Annotated in this window: 16 protein-coding genes; 1 reads left to right on the top strand and 15 read right to left on the bottom strand. The window is 42.0% G+C overall.

Features of this window, described 5'->3' with window-relative positions; all coding sequences use genetic code 11:
* Positions 1–122: 122 nt before the first annotated feature.
* From copZ to HMPREF2979_RS05130, 15 genes are all read right to left on the bottom strand, one after another.
* Complete coding sequence (gene copZ, locus HMPREF2979_RS05205) at positions 123–326, bottom strand: copper chaperone CopZ (protein WP_002891592.1); 204 nt, start codon at positions 324–326, stop codon at positions 123–125.
* 74 nt (positions 327–400) lie between these two features.
* Positions 401–2629, bottom strand: a complete 2229-nt coding sequence (locus HMPREF2979_RS05200; protein ID WP_070655488.1) for a heavy metal translocating P-type ATPase — start codon at positions 2627–2629, stop codon at positions 401–403.
* Between the two features lie 3 nt (positions 2630–2632).
* Positions 2633–3064 carry a CopY/TcrY family copper transport repressor gene (locus HMPREF2979_RS05195; RefSeq protein WP_070655486.1) on the bottom strand — a complete coding sequence of 144 codons (432 nt, stop codon included), beginning with the start codon at positions 3062–3064 and terminating at the stop codon, positions 2633–2635.
* Positions 3065–3231: 167 nt separating this feature from the next.
* Positions 3232–4362 carry an MFS transporter gene (locus HMPREF2979_RS05190; protein WP_261787292.1) on the bottom strand — a complete coding sequence of 377 codons (1131 nt, stop codon included), beginning with the start codon at positions 4360–4362 and terminating at the stop codon, positions 3232–3234.
* Between the two features lie 781 nt (positions 4363–5143).
* Positions 5144–5926 (bottom strand): tryptophan synthase subunit alpha, encoded by a 783-nt coding sequence (trpA, locus tag HMPREF2979_RS05180; RefSeq protein ID WP_070579613.1) that lies wholly within the window; start codon positions 5924–5926, stop codon positions 5144–5146.
* Between the two features lie 3 nt (positions 5927–5929).
* Positions 5930–7138, bottom strand: coding sequence for a tryptophan synthase subunit beta (gene trpB, locus HMPREF2979_RS05175; RefSeq protein ID WP_002891598.1), 1209 nt, complete (start codon positions 7136–7138; stop codon positions 5930–5932).
* A complete protein-coding gene (locus HMPREF2979_RS05170) occupies positions 7135–7716 on the bottom strand; it encodes a phosphoribosylanthranilate isomerase (protein ID WP_070655480.1) in 582 nt (193 codons plus the stop codon). Before HMPREF2979_RS05170 ends, trpB begins: the two co-directional genes overlap by 4 nt.
* Positions 7703–8470, bottom strand: coding sequence for an indole-3-glycerol phosphate synthase TrpC (trpC, locus tag HMPREF2979_RS05165; protein WP_037604059.1), 768 nt, complete (start codon positions 8468–8470; stop codon positions 7703–7705). Before trpC ends, HMPREF2979_RS05170 begins: the two co-directional genes overlap by 14 nt.
* Positions 8467–9471: an anthranilate phosphoribosyltransferase gene (gene trpD, locus HMPREF2979_RS05160; RefSeq protein ID WP_070655478.1), complete on the bottom strand. Its 1005-nt coding sequence runs from the start codon at positions 9469–9471 to the stop codon at positions 8467–8469. Before trpD ends, trpC begins: the two co-directional genes overlap by 4 nt.
* Before the next feature lie 90 nt (positions 9472–9561).
* Positions 9562–10128 carry an aminodeoxychorismate/anthranilate synthase component II gene (locus HMPREF2979_RS05155; RefSeq protein WP_070655476.1) on the bottom strand — a complete coding sequence of 189 codons (567 nt, stop codon included), beginning with the start codon at positions 10126–10128 and terminating at the stop codon, positions 9562–9564.
* On the bottom strand, positions 10125–11480 hold the full coding sequence (gene trpE / locus HMPREF2979_RS05150) for an anthranilate synthase component I (protein ID WP_070655474.1): 1356 nt from the start codon (positions 11478–11480) through the stop codon (positions 10125–10127). Before trpE ends, HMPREF2979_RS05155 begins: the two co-directional genes overlap by 4 nt.
* 76 nt (positions 11481–11556) lie before the next feature.
* Positions 11557–11838 (bottom strand): chorismate mutase, encoded by a 282-nt coding sequence (locus tag HMPREF2979_RS05145; RefSeq protein ID WP_070655472.1) that lies wholly within the window; start codon positions 11836–11838, stop codon positions 11557–11559.
* Positions 11839–12430: 592 nt separating this feature from the next.
* Positions 12431–12781, bottom strand: a complete 351-nt coding sequence (locus tag HMPREF2979_RS05140; RefSeq protein WP_070655470.1) for a PBECR3 domain-containing polyvalent protein — start codon at positions 12779–12781, stop codon at positions 12431–12433.
* A gap of 93 nt (positions 12782–12874) precedes the next feature.
* Complete coding sequence (locus HMPREF2979_RS05135; RefSeq protein ID WP_070655468.1) at positions 12875–15223, bottom strand: cation-translocating P-type ATPase; 2349 nt, start codon at positions 15221–15223, stop codon at positions 12875–12877.
* Between the two features lie 163 nt (positions 15224–15386).
* Positions 15387–15896, bottom strand: coding sequence for a hypothetical protein (locus tag HMPREF2979_RS05130; protein ID WP_070655466.1), 510 nt, complete (start codon positions 15894–15896; stop codon positions 15387–15389).
* A 311-nt stretch (positions 15897–16207) separates the two neighbouring features.
* Between HMPREF2979_RS05130 and HMPREF2979_RS05125 the strand changes: the two genes are divergently transcribed.
* Positions 16208–16507 (top strand): YbaB/EbfC family nucleoid-associated protein, encoded by a 300-nt coding sequence (locus HMPREF2979_RS05125; protein ID WP_021143723.1) that lies wholly within the window; start codon positions 16208–16210, stop codon positions 16505–16507.
* The last annotated feature ends 45 nt before the right edge of the window (positions 16508–16552 follow it).

The following is a 16552-nucleotide window of genomic DNA, read 5'->3' as shown; positions in this document are numbered from 1 at the left end:
TTTCTTGATTTTCTAGTCTCAATTTTGAGAACATAATTACCTTAATCATATCACAAAAGAGAGGGATTTTCAAAAAGATTATGGGCAGAAAAAAACAGCCTGATAGCTGTTTTTTTCCTGTCTTAAATTTCATCACCAAGTTCGAACTTAGTGCCTTTAAGGGCACGTTTGAGAGACCACTTCCATGGTTTACCTTCGATAGTGACTTGTTTGTTTTCGAGGTCAACTTGAACCTTGTCTACGCCTTTGACAGCAGAGAGTTTTTCGGTAACGGTGTTGACACAACCTTGGCATTTCATTCCTGTAATATTATATGTTTTTGTCATTTTTCTTTCTTCCTTTTCTTTAATTATTTTTTTGATACACAGCTTAAGTGGCGGGAGTTATAAGTAACTGACGCTTAGACTTTGCGGCGTTTGAGTCGCAGAGCATTGAGAACGACGGAGACAGAGCTAAAGCTCATGGCCAGTCCTGCTATCATTGGGTCAAGTAGGGGACCTCCAAAGAGGTGGAGGACACCCATGGCCACTGGGATAGACAAGATATTGTAGATAAAGGCCCAAAAGAGGTTCTCTTTAATCGTTGCAATTGTCGCCTGGCTAATTTTCAGAGCCTTAACGACATCCATGAGGTTTGGTTTCATAAGGACCATATCAGCACTTTCCATGGCAATATCTGTCCCAGAACCCATAGCAATACCGATATCTGCAGTCGCAAGGGCTGGGGCATCATTGATACCATCACCAACCATGATGACTGATTTTCCTTCTGCTTGAAGGTCGCTAATCACCCTAGATTTTTCTTGCGGAAGCACTTGACTGATAACACGCTTGATGCCAACCTTTTGAGCGATGGCTTGGGCTGTTAGGTCATTATCACCAGTCAACATGATGACTTCCTTGCCCATTTGATGAAGAGCTACCACCATATCGGCACTATCTGCTTTAACCTGATCAGCTACACCAAAGAGTCCGATTAACTTACCATCTTCAGCCAGAAAAATAGGAGTCTGACCATCAGCCGTCAAACTTTGGAAATCAGCTTGTGCTGAAGTCAAGTCGACTTTTTCCTCTGTCATTAGGGTTTGATTCCCAGCTAGATAAGTTTTTCCTGCATAGCTAGCAGTTAGTCCTCGTCCAGTCAAACTTGAGAAATTGTCCATCTCTAACAAGTCCAAGTTAGCATTTTCTGCTGCCACAAGGATGGCTTGACCCAAGGGGTGTTCAGACTTGGCTTCCAAGGATGCCAAAAGCTGCAAGGCTGCTCTGCTATTGCCATAAGTATAGCTAGAAACGAGCTGAGGTTTCCCCTGAGTAATGGTTCCTGTCTTGTCAAAAACGAGGACATCAGCCTTGTGAGCTAACTCGAGCACATCCCCACGCTTGTAGAGAATACCGTGTTCAGCACCAAGGCCTGTACCAACCATGATGGCTGTCGGTGTCGCAAGTCCCAATGCACATGGACAAGCAATAACCAAGACGCTGACTGCTACTGTCATAGCGAAGGTAAAGGTTTGTCCCATGATAAAGTACCAGAAGAGACCTGAAACAAGGGCAATGGCCATGACAACGGGAACAAAGACTGCTGATACCTGATCGGCAACCTTGGCAATCGGTGCCTTGGTTTGTTGGGCATCCTCAACCAATTTGATAATTTGGGAAAGCAAGGTGTCCTTACCAATCTTTTCAGCTTCATAAATCAAGCTACCCTGACCATTAATAGAACCTGCAAAAACTGGTTTACCAGCAGATTTTTCAATAGGAAGTGACTCACCTGTAAGCATACTCTCATCAATAGCAGAGCTACCAGAAATCACTCGACCATCCACGGCTATCTTTTCCCCAGGTTTGACCACAATATGGTCACCAAGAACAACCTTATCCACAGGAAGCTTGACTTCCTTACCATCACGAAGGACAGTTGCTTCCTTGGCTGACAAGTGCATGAGTTTCTTGATAGCTTCTGATGTTCGACCCTTAGAGAGGATTTCAAAGTACTTACCTAGAGTAATCAGGGTCAAGATAACAGCCACTGACTCAAAATAAAGTTGGTGGGCGTGACGGGCATGCCCCAATGAAATATGGTAAGTACCATAGAGACTATAAAGAAAGGCTGCCGATGTTGCCAAGGCTACCAAAGCATCCATGTTAGGATGACCCTTGGCCAAGGTACGAAAACCATTACTATAGAAAGAACGGCCCAACCACATGACGGGAACTGTCAAAACTAGCAAAACCAAGGCATAAGTCAAGGCTGCATGGTGAGGAGACAAGAAGTTTGGCACTGGTAGACCGACCATTGGCCCCATAGCCAGATAAAAGAGAGGAACGGTGAAGATTGATGACCAAATGAGACGCTCACGCACCTTGTGAATCTTGTCCTCTTCACGTTCTTCCTGACTTTTAGCTGTATCTGGGTTGTAGACTTCGGCCTCATAACCAGCGTCAGCCACAGCTTTTTCAATAGCTTCTGGACTGACCTTATCCCCAGCATAGTCCACAGACATTTTTTCGGTGGTTAGGTTGACCACAGCCTTGTCCACACCATCCAACTTATTAACAGCATTTTCAACATTGGCTACACAGGATGCACAGGTCATCCCATTAACCACAAAGGTTTCTTTTGCCATTTCCTATATCATCTCCATATGATGCCCACAGGCGCATTGGCCTGGCACACAGTCACAAACTACCTGATCCACAGGTTTTTTTGCTAGAAGCAAGGCCTGTAACTTATCCACATCAGCTTGGGTCATGGGTGTCTTTGCCATGAGTTGTCCCAACAAATCGCTGTGTTTGGTCAAACAAATCTTGTCAAAAACAGCCTCTAAAGCTTGAAAATTCGCTTCATCTTCCCCCAAGCTAGCTTGATAGATAAACCCTCGTCCTTGACGCTGACTGGTTAGGTAACCCTTGTCCGCCAAACGCCCAAGCAAGGTCTTAACTGTCGAAGCCGACCAGTCAAGCTTTTTAGCTAGAATCGCTATAATCTCTGAAGAAGTCGCCTGCCCCTTAGCCCAGAGCACTCGCATGACTTCCCATTCCGCAGATGAAATTGTCAGCATGATATTTCCTTTCTGAATTTCGTTATTCGTTTACGTTTGTAAATTCATTTTAACGCTATCTTAGAAACGTGTCAAGAGTTTTGTTTACATTTGTAGATTTATTTTTAAAAAAATTTCCAAGATCACTTCAAGGACCTTGGAATGTTTTCATTATCTTTGGATAAAAGTTATGCCTCAGGATTTCTCTTATACAGTTTAGTCATAAGCATTATTCCCAAGACGAGTATAATGACTGGAAGACTGTATCCCAAATAAATCGTAGTGACCTGCAGACCTCTCTTAATAAGCATACCACTGACAAATACAACAATCCCTGTCAAAACCTGATTCAAGACCTCGATTTTCAAATAAAGCTTGTTGAGCTGTAGGGGATTCAACTTCTCTTGCAGGTAAACATTTTGCGAGATTCCAGAAATAGTTTGACCAACTGCTAAAAAGATATAGCTAAGCAAAACAGTCGGTAGGTTAGGTACAAATGGAAAGACGACAACGTAACCCAAATAGACAAGAGACCCCAACAAGTAAACGGTCATAGGGGAGTATTTAGTGAGACTTTTGAAAGATAGAATTGAACTCGTTGCTAGAAAGGCAATGGCCAAGAAGGACAGAGAGAAAGAATATGCCTGACTAGAAATACCGACATCTTTGGTCAGGAAGATAACCTCATATGCATCATATAAGACACCCACTGATTGTAAGAGTATAGTCATCATAACCATCTTAAGGACGACACTCTGCCTTCCAAAAATAGGACTACCTTGACTGGAAGAAACCTCCTCTTCTGATTCATTCTCACGGTCAAAAATAATCGGTCCGAGTTTAAACAATAAGAGGGTTGTTAGTAGAGTTAGCACACTGTAGACCAAAAATAAGCTCCCTAAATCAAGGCTACCCCAAAGACCAACTATCATAGGTGCTAAGAAATAGGAAGCTGACCCAATCATGGTATAAGTACTGTTAAATTTTTGTAAGTTGACTTTTTTTACAAGCACAGGCACCGCTGAGGACAACAAACTGTTAAAGTAAGTCGTCAGCACTTCAGTCAAAACCACCAAAGCAAATACAAAAACACTACCCATGGCAAGATAAATCAAAGCCAGACAGACTGCCTTAAGCAATTCAATACCAATCAAAACATATTTTTTATTTGTGATTTTTCCTACAAATTGATGTCCCACATTGGCAAGAATCCCTCCTAAGAATTTGGCAATCCATAACCCTAAGACATAGTCCACTGAGATTTTAGAGAAAATAATGCTCAGTGCTATCGCATAACCGTACTCGATAATCAGCGACAAAAACCTATTAGGGAAAATAATTCTGGAATTGTTGGTAAACATTAACGATTTCTAAACCTTTTCTTTTTCATTGCCATTATTGTAACACTGAACATACTAGCCTTCAATAGTTCAACGCATTAGAAAAACACCTCCTAAGAGGTGCTAAACTTTACTAAGATAAGATTGAGTTGACGAGGCTACGTCCAAAATCCCTGCCTTCACCATACAAAAATGTAAACATGCCAGGATAAATAACAGCCAAGCAAATTATCATAAAGAGTATTGCTAGAGCTTTTTTATTTGATACAAAGAATGAAAAAATATAATCAATCATCTTTAGTGATACCTTCTCTTCTTTTTTTAGCTATAAAATCAGTCTATAGCTTTCGAAAAGAAAAAAATAGTGACATTCATGTCACTAAAAAACCTTATTCATTTGATACGAGATATACGAAAGATGATTACGATGATCTATTACTACTTCTAACAGAGATTTAACCCTCAGCTTAAGCCCTTGTAGAGATAGAGGGCACCAACTAAAAGGAAAATCAGTGCATAGTGATTTTCTCCTCGATAGAAAAATAGTAAGGCTCCTATTAAGAAACAGATTCCTAGTATTACCCTCAATGATACTTTCATTTGTCTACCTTCTTTCTATAAGTAAGATGAAAATAAAAACAAGAGATAAATTTAATTCGCTACAATCCACCCATATTATAAGCTTGATAACTAGGAAAATCAAATGTCCCAAAGAATGATTTGATAAAAAATACTCCCCATTTCTGGAGAATATCATCTGCTATTTTTCAAAGTGTGAACCGAATGTAACAAATTCAGCGACTTCTTCTTCCTTACCGTCGTGGAGGTCACGGACGATTTTTGATCCCACGATAACACCGTCTGACACAGCGTTAAAGCGTTTGATGTCTTCCTCTGTTGACACACCGAAACCTGTGAGGACTGGAATGTCAGCATGAGCAGTCAAGTTAGCCAAGTGTTTATCAAGGTCATCACGGTAATTACCAGTCTTACCAGTAACGCCATTGATGGCAACGGCGTAGATAAAGCCTTCTGCACCATCAATCAACTGTTTCTGACGGTCAATACCTGTAGTCAAGCTTACCAAAGGCACGAGAGCAATATCACTGTCTTTCAAATAAGGGGTGATAAAGTCAGCGTGTTCGTCTGGCAAATCAGGAATAATGAGCCCCTTGACAGATGTATCTGCAAGATCCTTAACAAAGGCTTCGATACCATATTGATAAACTGGGTTGATGTAGGTCATGATAACCAAAGGTACCTGTGTTTTTTGTTCTTGAAGCTTCTTGATGATAGCTGTCAAAGTCACATCTTTAGCCAAACTACGTTGTCCTGCCAGTTCAATAACGGGACCATCGGCCACAGGGTCTGACCATGGAATACCCACCTCAATAGCTGAGACACCACTATTTTCCAAGAGAGCAATGGTCTCAAAGAGTCCGTCTAGACCTTTAGCATGGTCACCCGCCATGATGTAAGGTACGAAAATACCGCGTTTACTGTCTTTGATAGCTTGTAGGTGTTTTGTTAGTGTTTTTGTCATGGTTTATTTCCCTTCTGCTTCAGCTTCGAAACGTTCTTTAACCTGCATAACGTCCTTGTCCCCACGACCTGAGAGGCAGACGATGAGGCTTTGGTCTGGTGACATCTTAGCTGCCACTTTTTGCGCAAGCGCAATGGCATGGCTAGACTCAAGAGCTGGGATAATACCTTCCAAACGTGACAGAAGTTTGAAGCCTTCAAGAGCTTCTTCGTCTGTGATAGAGTCGTAAGTCGCACGTCCAATTTCGTTGAAATAACAGTGCTCAGGACCAACCCCTGGGTAGTCCAGACCTGCTGAGATAGAGAAGGCTTCCATGATTTGACCGTGAGCATCTTGGAGGACATCCATAAGCGCTCCATGAAGGATACCTGGACGGCCTTTGGCAAAAGTTGCGGCGTGTTTTTCAGTATCAAGCCCTAAACCAGAAGCCTCAGCACCATACATGGCTACTGATTTATCATTAACAAATGGGTAGAACATACCGATAGCATTTGAACCACCACCGATACAAGCCATTACAGCATCAGGCAATTTACCGCCTGAAATTTCTGCGTATTGGCGTTTGGCTTCACGACCGATGACAGATTGGAAGTCACGAACAATTTCTGGGAATGGTGCAGGACCAAGGGCAGATCCCATGATGTAGTGCGTATCCTCGATACCTGCAACCCAAGCACGAAGGGCAGCATTTACAGCATCCTTAAGCACGCGCGAACCATCTGTCACGCTAAATACCTTGGCACCAAGCAATTCCATACGGAAAACGTTAAGCGCCTGACGTTTAACATCTTCTTCACCCATATAGATCGTACAATCCATGTCAAAAAGGGCTGCGGCTGTCGCTGTTGCAACACCGTGTTGACCTGCACCCGTTTCGGCGATGATTTTCTTCTTGCCCATACGTTTGGCAAGCAAAACTTGACCAAGGGCATTGTTAATCTTGTGGGCACCTGTGTGGTTAAGGTCCTCACGTTTAAGATAAATTTGCGCTCCACCGATATGGTCAGTCAAACGTTTGGCGTGGTAAAGAGGTGTCTCACGGCCCACATAGTTTTTGAGGAGATCATCCAATTCCGCTTGGAAACTTGGATCTTCCTTGGCTTCACGATAGGCCTTGTCCAATTCAATAACGGCTGTCATCAGCGTTTCTGGAACGAACTGACCACCGAATTTTCCGTAAAATCCTTTTGCATCAGGTTGTTGATATGTCATGCTTTCACTCTTTCTATAAATGCTTTAATCTTGTCTAAATCTTTGTGACCATCTGTTTCGACACCTGAGGACACATCTAAGGCATAGGGCTGGAAAGTTTCCTTGGCCTCTGCCACATTGTCCACAGTCAAGCCACCAGCGATGAAATAGTCCTGCTCAATCTGCTTGTCAGCCAAAAGCTGCCAGTCAAAGGTCTGGCCACTACCAGCAATGGGAGCATCAAAGAGAAGATAATCCGCCTGGCTCTTGACTTGAGAATCGCTATCCGAAATCTGAATAGCTCGAATAACTGGTACTGAAATCTTTGGAATCAGAGCTTCATCAAAAGTTCCATGAATCTGAACGATATCTAAAGGAACCTGACCAATCGCTTTTTCCAGTTCCTCAAGACTTGGTGAAACAAAGACACCGACGATTTTTGTCTGGCCTGTCACCCCTTTAGCCAGCTCGTGAGCTTGTTCAAGACTCACTTGACGCTTGCTCTTGGCAAACACAAAGCCAATGTAGTCAGCACCTGCTTCAACCGCAGTTGCCACTGCTTCTGGTGTCGATAGTCCACAAATTTTAACCTTTGTCAATTTGCAACTCCTTGACCTTTTCAGCCACATTGTCAGCCGTCATAAGGGCAGTTCCTACCAGAATCCCATTAAAATATGGGGCAACTAAGGCAGCATCCTGACCTGTAAAAATAGCCGACTCAGAAATATAAACAGGCTTGTCCTTGAAATGCGTTGATAACTCAAGACTGGTGTTAATATCTGTCTCAAAAGTGACCAAATTACGGTTGTTAACGCCGATAATCTCAGCACCAATACGATGAGCCACTTCCAATTCTGGCAGATTATGAGTTTCAACCAAGACTTCCAAGCCAAGGCTTGTCGCAAAATCGTAGAGCTCCTTGAGGCGAGCCTCTGGCAAGGCCGCTACAATCAAGAGAATGACTGTCGCACCCGCATTACGACTACGCACAATCTGTTTCTCATCAATAATGAAGTCCTTAGCCAAGGTTGGAATAGCCACCTGTGACGAAATTTCTTTCAAATAGGAGATATCACCCTTGAAGAAGACCTCATCTGTCAAAACAGAAATCATGGCTGCCCCATTTTCCTCATAGGTCTTGGCCTGAGCCACAATATCCACATCTAGGTTAATATCACCCATACTTGGACTAGCTTTTTTCACTTCAGAAATAATTTGCAACTTGTTTTGATTTGACTTGAGAAAATCATAAAGACGATAGGTCTGACGTAAGGGCTGCAAGTCTTCCATGACCAACTGGGCCACTTCTTTTTCTTTTTGTTCTAAAATTGTTGGGAGAAAGGCTTTACTCATACTTGTACCTCTTGGAGTTGGCGAAGTTTCTCTAGGGCTGAGCCATCCGCAATCAATTGACGAGCAAGCTCAACACCCTCTTTAATGGTCGCAACCTTACCATTGGCAAAGAAGCCAAGACCTGCATTAAGCACTGTTGTTTCAAGATAAGGACTAGCTTCATTTTTCAAGACACTAAGGAGAATCTCTGCATTTTCCTTGGCATCGCCACCTGTGATGTCAGACAACTCAACCTTTTCCATCCCCAAATCTTCATAAGTGAAAGTGTGCTGGCTGATGTGACCATCTTCCAAAAGGGTGTAGGTGTTAGTGCCATAGAGGGCAGCTTCGTCCATATTGTCAGGACCTGTGATAATAACCGCACGTTTACGTCCCAACTGTTGAATAGCATTAGCAACAATTTCTTGTAATTCCACACGATAGAGCCCCATGAGTTGTGTCTCAAGGTCAAGCGGATTAGCCAGTGGGCCAACCAAGTTCATAATCGTTGGAATCCCAAGAGCTTGGCGAGCTGGACCGATAAAACGCATAGCTGGATGCATGGTTTGAGCAAAGATAAAGGCCAAACCAACCTCATCAAGTGCTTTAGATAGGGTTTCTGGTAATGCCGCAACGTTGATTCCAAGGGCTTCAAGCACGTCAGCTGAACCAGATTTAGAGGAAATCGAACGGTTACCAGCCTTGGCCATACGAATACCACCTGCTGCTAGGACAAAGCAAACGGTCGTTGAGATGTTAAAGCTATAAGACTGATCCCCACCAGTTCCACAGTTACACATAGCATCTGTGAAGGTCTCAGGCAAGACAGTCGCATGTGACTTAAGGGCACGCACGATACCTGTAATTTCATCTGCCGTTTCTCCCTTAGTCTTAAGCCCCATAAGGAAGGCAGCAATTTGGCTTTCTGAGACTTCATTTTTGAGAATGCGGTCAAAGACTGCTTGGACTTGGTCTTGAGACAAGTCTTGGCGGTTTGAGATTTGTAGGAATATTTCTTTCATATCTGTTTTCCTTTTAAAAACTGTTCAATGTTTTCTGATGCACGAGGAGATGTTTTGAGCATAGACCAATCTAGTCAAAAGACTGTCTAACTAGTCTGCAACAATTTTCACGAAATTTTCAACCATCTTGAGCCCATCTGGACTTCCGATGCTTTCTGGGTGATATTGCAAACCATAAATTGGTAGCTCCTTATGTTGAATGGCCATGATTTCTTGATCATCAGTTGTGATAGCTGTCACATCAAAGCCCTCTGGCATTTGGTCAACAACGATGGAATGGTAACGCATGATTGGGACATCATTGTCAATATCCTTGAAAATTGGCGATGGCGTTTCAAAAGTAATATTGCTTTGTTTGCCATGCATGACATTCTTAGCCAAGCCAAGTTTACCACCAAAAGTTTCCGCAATAGCCTGGTGCCCCAAGCAAATTCCCATCATCGGTTTTTTACCAGCGAAATCCTTAATCAAGGCTTCCATTTTACCCGCATCAGCTGGCCAACCTGGACCAGGTGAAAAGACTAGCCCGTCAGCTTTTTCTGCCTCTTCATAGAGAGTCTCATCATCGTTACGCAAGACCTTTACCTCTGTAAATGTCCCTAGGTATTGTGCCAAATTATAGGTAAAAGAATCATAGTTATCAACTAATAAAATCATTGGGCATCTCCTATTCTTGTCATAGCTTTCGCCTTGTTAATCGTTTCGTAAAATTCATTTTCAGGAACACTGTCATAGACAACACCTGCACCTGCCTGAACATAGGCTTTTTGATTTTTAAGAATCATAGTACGGATAGCAATGGCAAAGTCCATATCTCCTGTCGCAGACAGATAACCAATAGCTCCCGCATAAATACCACGTTTTTCCTGTTCAAGCTCATAGATACGACGCATAGCACGAATCTTAGGCGCTCCTGACACGGTTCCAGCTGGTAGGGTTGATTTAAGAGCATCAAGGGCTGTCAACTCAGGCAAGAGTTGCCCTTTAACCACACTGGTAAGGTGCATCACATAGCGGAAATACTCAACCTCCATATATTTGGTCACCTTGACCGTACCATTTTTGGCAATCTTACCAATATCATTACGTCCCAAGTCAACCAACATACGGTGTTCCGCAGTTTCTTTGATGTCATGTGAGAGTTCATCCGCCAAGGCAACATCTTCAGCCTCATTGGCACCACGAGGGCGAGTTCCAGCAATCGGATTGGTGACCACCTCTCCATTTTTCACTGAAACCAAGCTCTCTGGGCTAGCACCAATCACCTGATAATCTCCAAAATCATAGAAATAAAGGTAGTTTGATGGGTTAGTCACACGCATGTTACGGTAGTAATCCAAAGGATCTCCCTCAAAGTCCGCTGAAAAGCGTTGACTAAGCACACATTGGAACATATCTCCCTCACGAATAAGTTTCTTGGCCTTAGCCACCATATCCATGAAGACTTCTTTTTCGATATGATTTGAAAATTGCAAGGCTTGCAAGGCCTGAGGTGTAAACTCGTTTGGCGCCTGAGTCTGTAGGCTAGTTACCACCTGCCCCAGAGCTTGACGCACCGCATCGTTATCACGACCTGAGTAGATATTGTCCTCAACCACATAAACCTTTTCCTTCTTGTGGTCAAAAATCAAATAAGACTCATAGATGAAGAAATGCATATCAGGTGTCCCAATCGTATCTTCTGGAATGTCACCGATATTTTCATAGAGACCAATCATGTCATAACCTGCAAACCCGATAGCACCACCTGCGAAAGGTAGGTCAGACTTGATGCCCTTGACTGTTACTTGGTCCAAGTATTCGAAAGGATCCTGATCAATCGCCTTACCATTTTCATAAAGAACACCATCCTTGAAGGTTACTTCAAAGACCGGATTATAGGCAACAATAGAAAAACGTGCATTTTCTTTCTCACGAGGAATGGATTCAAGGATAACCTTGTGTTCCCCCTGAACACGCATATAAGCCAAGATTGGTGTTAAGGTATCGGCTGGTAAAATTTTTCTCATAGTATTTCCTTTCAAACTGGTTTATCGAGAGTAATAAGACTGATACAAGACTCCTTTATAGGATGTATCGGCACCATTATTGTTCTTTATTCACTTTCTCTTCCAAAGCAATAAAGGCTTGAATCATGCTTCTCCAAACACTTTCAGCCACATCTGGCGATAAGCCAAGCTCTAGTGCCTCCTTGCGACGGTTAGATATGACTTGAGCAACACGATCATTCGCCCAGACTGCGGACTTATCTCCTTTGGGCTTCAGCCGCCCTGCCTTTTCCACAAGTATTTGACGTTGGGCCAGGAGTCGAATTAACTGACTATCAATATTATCAATATCACTTCGAATATCGTTTAATGCATCCATAATACCCAACCTTTCATTGAATAATGAAATAATACTTCTTTAAGGTAAATAGACCTTTAAAGATAAAAGTAAACAAAAAACCTCACAGAGAAAAACTCTGTGAGGGCATTAAATCTAGTTTAACACGGTACCACCTCAGTTAATGGTCTCAAAAAAACGACCATCATCTCTATCTCCTCTAACAAGGAGTTGCACGGTAAGGGGTGCCAACCGAGAAGAATATGTGTTACCTTCTCATTATCATCCAATCAGCCCAATGTTCGCTCATCTCGATTACCTACTCACAATCACCGCAGGCTCCCTGAAAATCTAAGACCAGTTACTTTCTGATTTACTAACTATTGTACTCCTTTTTAAAAAGATGTCAAGAATTTTCTGTTAATTTTGACAATTCCCTTCCTATAAGATTCGTCTATACCTAATCCAGAAAGTGAGATAGTCTTGTCCCTAAGCTACACAAAATAAAAAAGCCCCCAAAGGGACTTCTTGGTTTGATAAACAACGGCAGGGTGACAGTCCTGCATCTCTTTCAGACCCGAAGGTGCGGCGGCTGCCTCTTCCGCCCTCGTTGTTACTTCTTAACTATATTATATCACATTTTCTTAGCTCTACCAGCATTTAGATAGTTTTTCAGCTTAGAATCTTTAATCACAAACATGGTACGGACATTAAGTTTATCACATAATCTGACCGCTACCAAAACATTACCATCAATACGTTTGATGTACTCCAAGGACTGACCATTAGGATGGCGACCGATATAGTCCGGATGAGCAATAATCTCTGGAATCCGTTCATAGGTAGCATCAAAATCACTGAATTCCTGGCGATGTTTTTCCATATGCTTCTTACGTTGTGCAGACAGCGTGATTTCTTCACCAGGCTTGTAGTCCAAATCAAAAGTTTTAATGACTTTTGGCGTCAAGTGACCTACTATTTTCATGCTTCTATTGTACCACACCTCATACACATCAAGGCTTTTCCTACTGTTCAGCTATCAAAAAACTCAAGCCTGTTACCAAGCTCGAGTTTTGCTTTATGCTTTTTGGAAAGCACCTTGTTTATAGCTAATCCAGAAGAAAAGTGGTGTACAGATAGCCATTGCGACCAGATAGATTGGCAAGGTATAGCTATTAAGTGTCGAAATCTCAATCACATCTCGAAGATAGTAAGAGCTAATCAAGAAGCCAAAGACTGAGTAGATAATCAAGGCCACACGCCCCTTATTCAACGGAATACAAGCACGAATAACGGCAAGGACACCCGTTGATCCCATCATATAGTAAGACAGCGTCAGCATGTCCGTATTGCTCATGCCAAGATAGACCTGAGACAGATGGAAAATAAGAACACTGATAACCAGCATCAAGGCATTAGGAATAGACAACTGGAGCGAACGTCTGAGGAAATGTTTCTCAACAGGACGAATATTACGCTCAAAAGTTAAAATAAACGGTGGAAAACCTTCGATAAATTGACCCGCCAAAGTCATCTGAACTTGAATAAAAGGGAAGACCAAGAGGTACTCTGCCTTACCAAAAACAATACTGGCAATACAGATAAGCCCCAAAAGGAAGGAATAAACAGTTTTAATGAGGAAAATCGGTGCAATGTGGGCAATATTATTAACCACACGGCGTCCCTCAAATAGAATTTCAGGAATGTCCTTAAACTCAGAATCCATAAGCACCAAGTTGGCAATCTGACGTGTTGCAGGATCTCCCTCTGCCATAACAATCGAACAATCCGCTTCACGCAGTGCCAAGATATCATTGACACCATCACCAGTCATAGCTGTCGTATGCCCATTGGCATTAAGGGTTTGGATTAACAACTTTTTCTGGTGCGGAGATACACGACCAAAAATCGCAGTATCCTCAGCCAAAGCCTCCAATTCCTCATCGCTGACCTTAGAACAGTCAATATAGCTTTGATAGTCGGCAAAACCAGCTTGATGAGCAATATGAGAAACCGTCACTGGATTGTCACCAGAAATAATCTTAAGCGTCACATCTTCTGAACGTAGGTATTCCAGAGTTTCTGCAGCATCCTCACGAATAGGATCGGCAATTTCAAGTAAGGTCAAAGCCTCGACGTCATTCGGCAAAATCATGGTCTCTGTATCAACACCTGACTGACTCCAAGCCAAAATCAAAACACGAGACCCTCGTGCCTGAGCCTGATCGACTGCTTTGGGATTTTCCTTAAGAAGCATCTCAGGTGCTCCCAAAAAGAGAGTTCCAAGTTCATTAACGCTCACAGCACCCCATTTACGATCGCTTGAAAATGGAATAACGTCACCTACCTGATAATGATGTTCCAGACCCTCATAAGCATTTCGAATAGCCTGAGCTGTTGCATTTTTATCCTTGCTATGTTGCATATAAGCCGCAAGCAAACGCTCCAACTCCTCTTTCGTAAAACGCTCTGACAGTAGTTCCAGACCTTTAACTGTCATCTTTCCTTGTGTAATCGTCCCTGTCTTATCTAAACAAAGTACGTCTACACGGGCCAAGGTTTCAACAGAGTACATCTCCTGCACCAGGATATGTTTCATCCCAAGTTTAATGACAGCCGTCAAAAGAGATGTAATAGTCAAAAGGGCAATTCCCTTAGGCAACATTCCCAGAAGGGCTGTCGAACTGGTAACTACCGACTCTTGAAGGGAGAGCTGTTTAATCAAGTAAGCCTCAAAAAAGAGCGCAAGCCCAAACGGTATGACAATCTTTCCCGTAAACTTAGCAATCTTGTCCATATTATAAAGAATACGGGACACGATTGGCTTATGAGTCTTAGCTTCTAGCATGAGCTTGTTGGCGTAATTGTCCTCGGCTACGTTAATGACCTTAGCATAGACCTGACCACTCACAAGATAAGAACCGGAGAGCAACTCCTTCCCATCTTTCTTTAGAATGTGATCACTCTCACCAGTCAGCATAGCCTCGTTAAGCTCAGCCATCCCATCAACAACCACGGCATCACTAGGAACCTGCTCACCCGCAGACAAGAGCATGATATCATCCAAGACAATATCCTTCGGATCAATAGAAGTAACCTCGCCATCACGCACCACACGGATCTGATCCTTATTCATGAGATTGAGCTTATCAATCATGCGACGGGCACGCAACTCTGTCATCATCCCCGTAAAGGCATTAAGCACAATGATTCCGAAGAAAAAAAGATTAGACCAAGCCTGAACAGCAATCAAGGCCACAAAAATAGCAAAATTGAGCATATTAAAGGAGTTAAAGACATTACGCCTAAAAATCTCCCAGTTGCTGGAGCCAGTTTTTGCTTTAAAATGATTTGTTTTACCGGCATCTATCCGCCGCTTGACCTCCACCTGCGTCAAGCCTTGTAACTGTTTTTTCATAACTTTCATAGTAGCATAAAAATGAGGTGTTTTCAAAGGTTAGCCGTCATAGATAGCCAGGAAATAGACCTATTATATCGAACCGCTCTCCCGACTATTTCACTCAACCTATACTACTTTCAAATAGCAAAGGCAGGAGTCCCTACAAAACACTTCTATGCAATCCTTTTCTCTAGTTAAACCTATTTTGATAAATTAAATTAAACAACCACTGAAGATTAATTAATGGTTTTGGTTGAGCATCAATCACAGGTTGAACAGTTTCTCTAATTTCTTTTTGGACTTTTCGTTGATTATATTTAATAGTATGATAACGTTTATCAAAAGCATGTTGGACAGAAAAATTACGATTAAGAAGATACCTATCATTTGATTCGGAATGAAAAAATAGAGTATCACCTGAAAGACCTAATATAGACGTTTTCGTTCCTTTTTCTCTAGTTATAGCGTACATTCCATCATCATCATAGCTAATACCTTCTATTTCCGGTGTATAGGCCCAACCCATATTCTCCATCAGCATAATGACATCCGGATCTGTCCCCTCCTTATGAGGAATATGCTGAGCATAATAAACAGAGTTAAATTTTAAATTAATAAAGGTAAATAGGCTCATTCCCAAGACTGTATACAGCCCTATAATTAGTCCTACAAAAATCCCTAAAATATTACTTTTTTTCATTGTCATCTTCTCTTTCTTTTTCTATTTCCAATCGAATTTTTGACCGGATGAACAATAAACCATTGTACACTATTTTTAACAAGTCTTACAATTTAAGGATTGGTTACTTTGTGATTGCTCTAACATTTTTTATGAATAAGAAAAAATCAAGTCTTAACAAATTCCTCCAATGCTGCTCCCACTTTTTCAATCAAGCTAAACATGGTATAATAGTTAAGATTTTTATACTACTTATTTCTGGGCAGAAGTGGGCAGTAAAATTTAACAAACAAGGGCTAAACCCTTGATATGAAAGGAATCTAGAAACTATTATGATGAACATGCAAAACATGATGAAGCAAGCTCAAAAGCTTCAGAAACAAATGGAAAAAAGCCAAGCTGAATTGGCTGCTACAACCTTCACTGGAAAATCAGCACAAGACTTGGTTGTTGCTGAATTAACTGGTGACAAAAAAGTCGTTAACATCACTTTCGCTGATGCTGTCGTAGATCCTGATGATGTGGAAACACTCCAAGATATGACTGTTCAAGCACTTAACAATGCTCTTGAACAAATTGACGAAGCGACTAAAAAATCAATGGGTGCCTTTGCAGGTAAATTGCCATTCTAAAAAATGAAAAGGAATCTCGCGGTTCCTTTTTCTATATACTCATCT

The sequence above is a fragment of the Streptococcus sp. HMSC078H12 genome (assembly GCF_001814615.1).
Lineage (GTDB): Bacteria > Bacillota > Bacilli > Lactobacillales > Streptococcaceae > Streptococcus > Streptococcus salivarius_F.
The sequence above is the reverse complement of the archived record's forward strand: the minus strand, read 5'-3'. Positions and strand labels throughout refer to the sequence as shown.

What these genes read in the sequence shown, in the direction of transcription:
- HMPREF2979_RS05200 (WP_070655488.1), bottom strand. Translation starts at nt 2,629, where the DNA reads ATGGCAAAAGAAACCTTTGTGGTTAATGGGATGACCTGTGCATCCTGT.
- trpE (WP_070655474.1), bottom strand. Translation starts at nt 11,480, where the DNA reads ATGAGAAAAATTTTACCAGCCGATACCTTAACACCAATCTTGGCTTAT.
- HMPREF2979_RS05195 (WP_070655486.1), bottom strand. Translation starts at nt 3,064, where the DNA reads ATGCTGACAATTTCATCTGCGGAATGGGAAGTCATGCGAGTGCTCTGG.
- trpC (WP_037604059.1), bottom strand. Translation starts at nt 8,470, where the DNA reads ATGAGTAAAGCCTTTCTCCCAACAATTTTAGAACAAAAAGAAAAAGAA.
- HMPREF2979_RS05140 (WP_070655470.1), bottom strand. Translation starts at nt 12,781, where the DNA reads ATGAAAATAGTAGGTCACTTGACGCCAAAAGTCATTAAAACTTTTGAT.
- HMPREF2979_RS05130 (WP_070655466.1), bottom strand. Translation starts at nt 15,896, where the DNA reads ATGAAAAAAAGTAATATTTTAGGGATTTTTGTAGGACTAATTATAGGG.
- HMPREF2979_RS05145 (WP_070655472.1), bottom strand. Translation starts at nt 11,838, where the DNA reads ATGGATGCATTAAACGATATTCGAAGTGATATTGATAATATTGATAGT.
- trpA (WP_070579613.1), bottom strand. Translation starts at nt 5,926, where the DNA reads ATGACAAAAACACTAACAAAACACCTACAAGCTATCAAAGACAGTAAA.
- HMPREF2979_RS05125 (WP_021143723.1), top strand. Translation starts at nt 16,208, where the DNA reads ATGATGAACATGCAAAACATGATGAAGCAAGCTCAAAAGCTTCAGAAA.
- trpB (WP_002891598.1), bottom strand. Translation starts at nt 7,138, where the DNA reads ATGACATATCAACAACCTGATGCAAAAGGATTTTACGGAAAATTCGGT.
- HMPREF2979_RS05135 (WP_070655468.1), bottom strand. Translation starts at nt 15,223, where the DNA reads ATGAAAGTTATGAAAAAACAGTTACAAGGCTTGACGCAGGTGGAGGTC.
- trpD (WP_070655478.1), bottom strand. Translation starts at nt 9,471, where the DNA reads ATGAAAGAAATATTCCTACAAATCTCAAACCGCCAAGACTTGTCTCAA.
- HMPREF2979_RS05155 (WP_070655476.1), bottom strand. Translation starts at nt 10,128, where the DNA reads ATGATTTTATTAGTTGATAACTATGATTCTTTTACCTATAATTTGGCA.
- copZ (WP_002891592.1), bottom strand. Translation starts at nt 326, where the DNA reads ATGACAAAAACATATAATATTACAGGAATGAAATGCCAAGGTTGTGTC.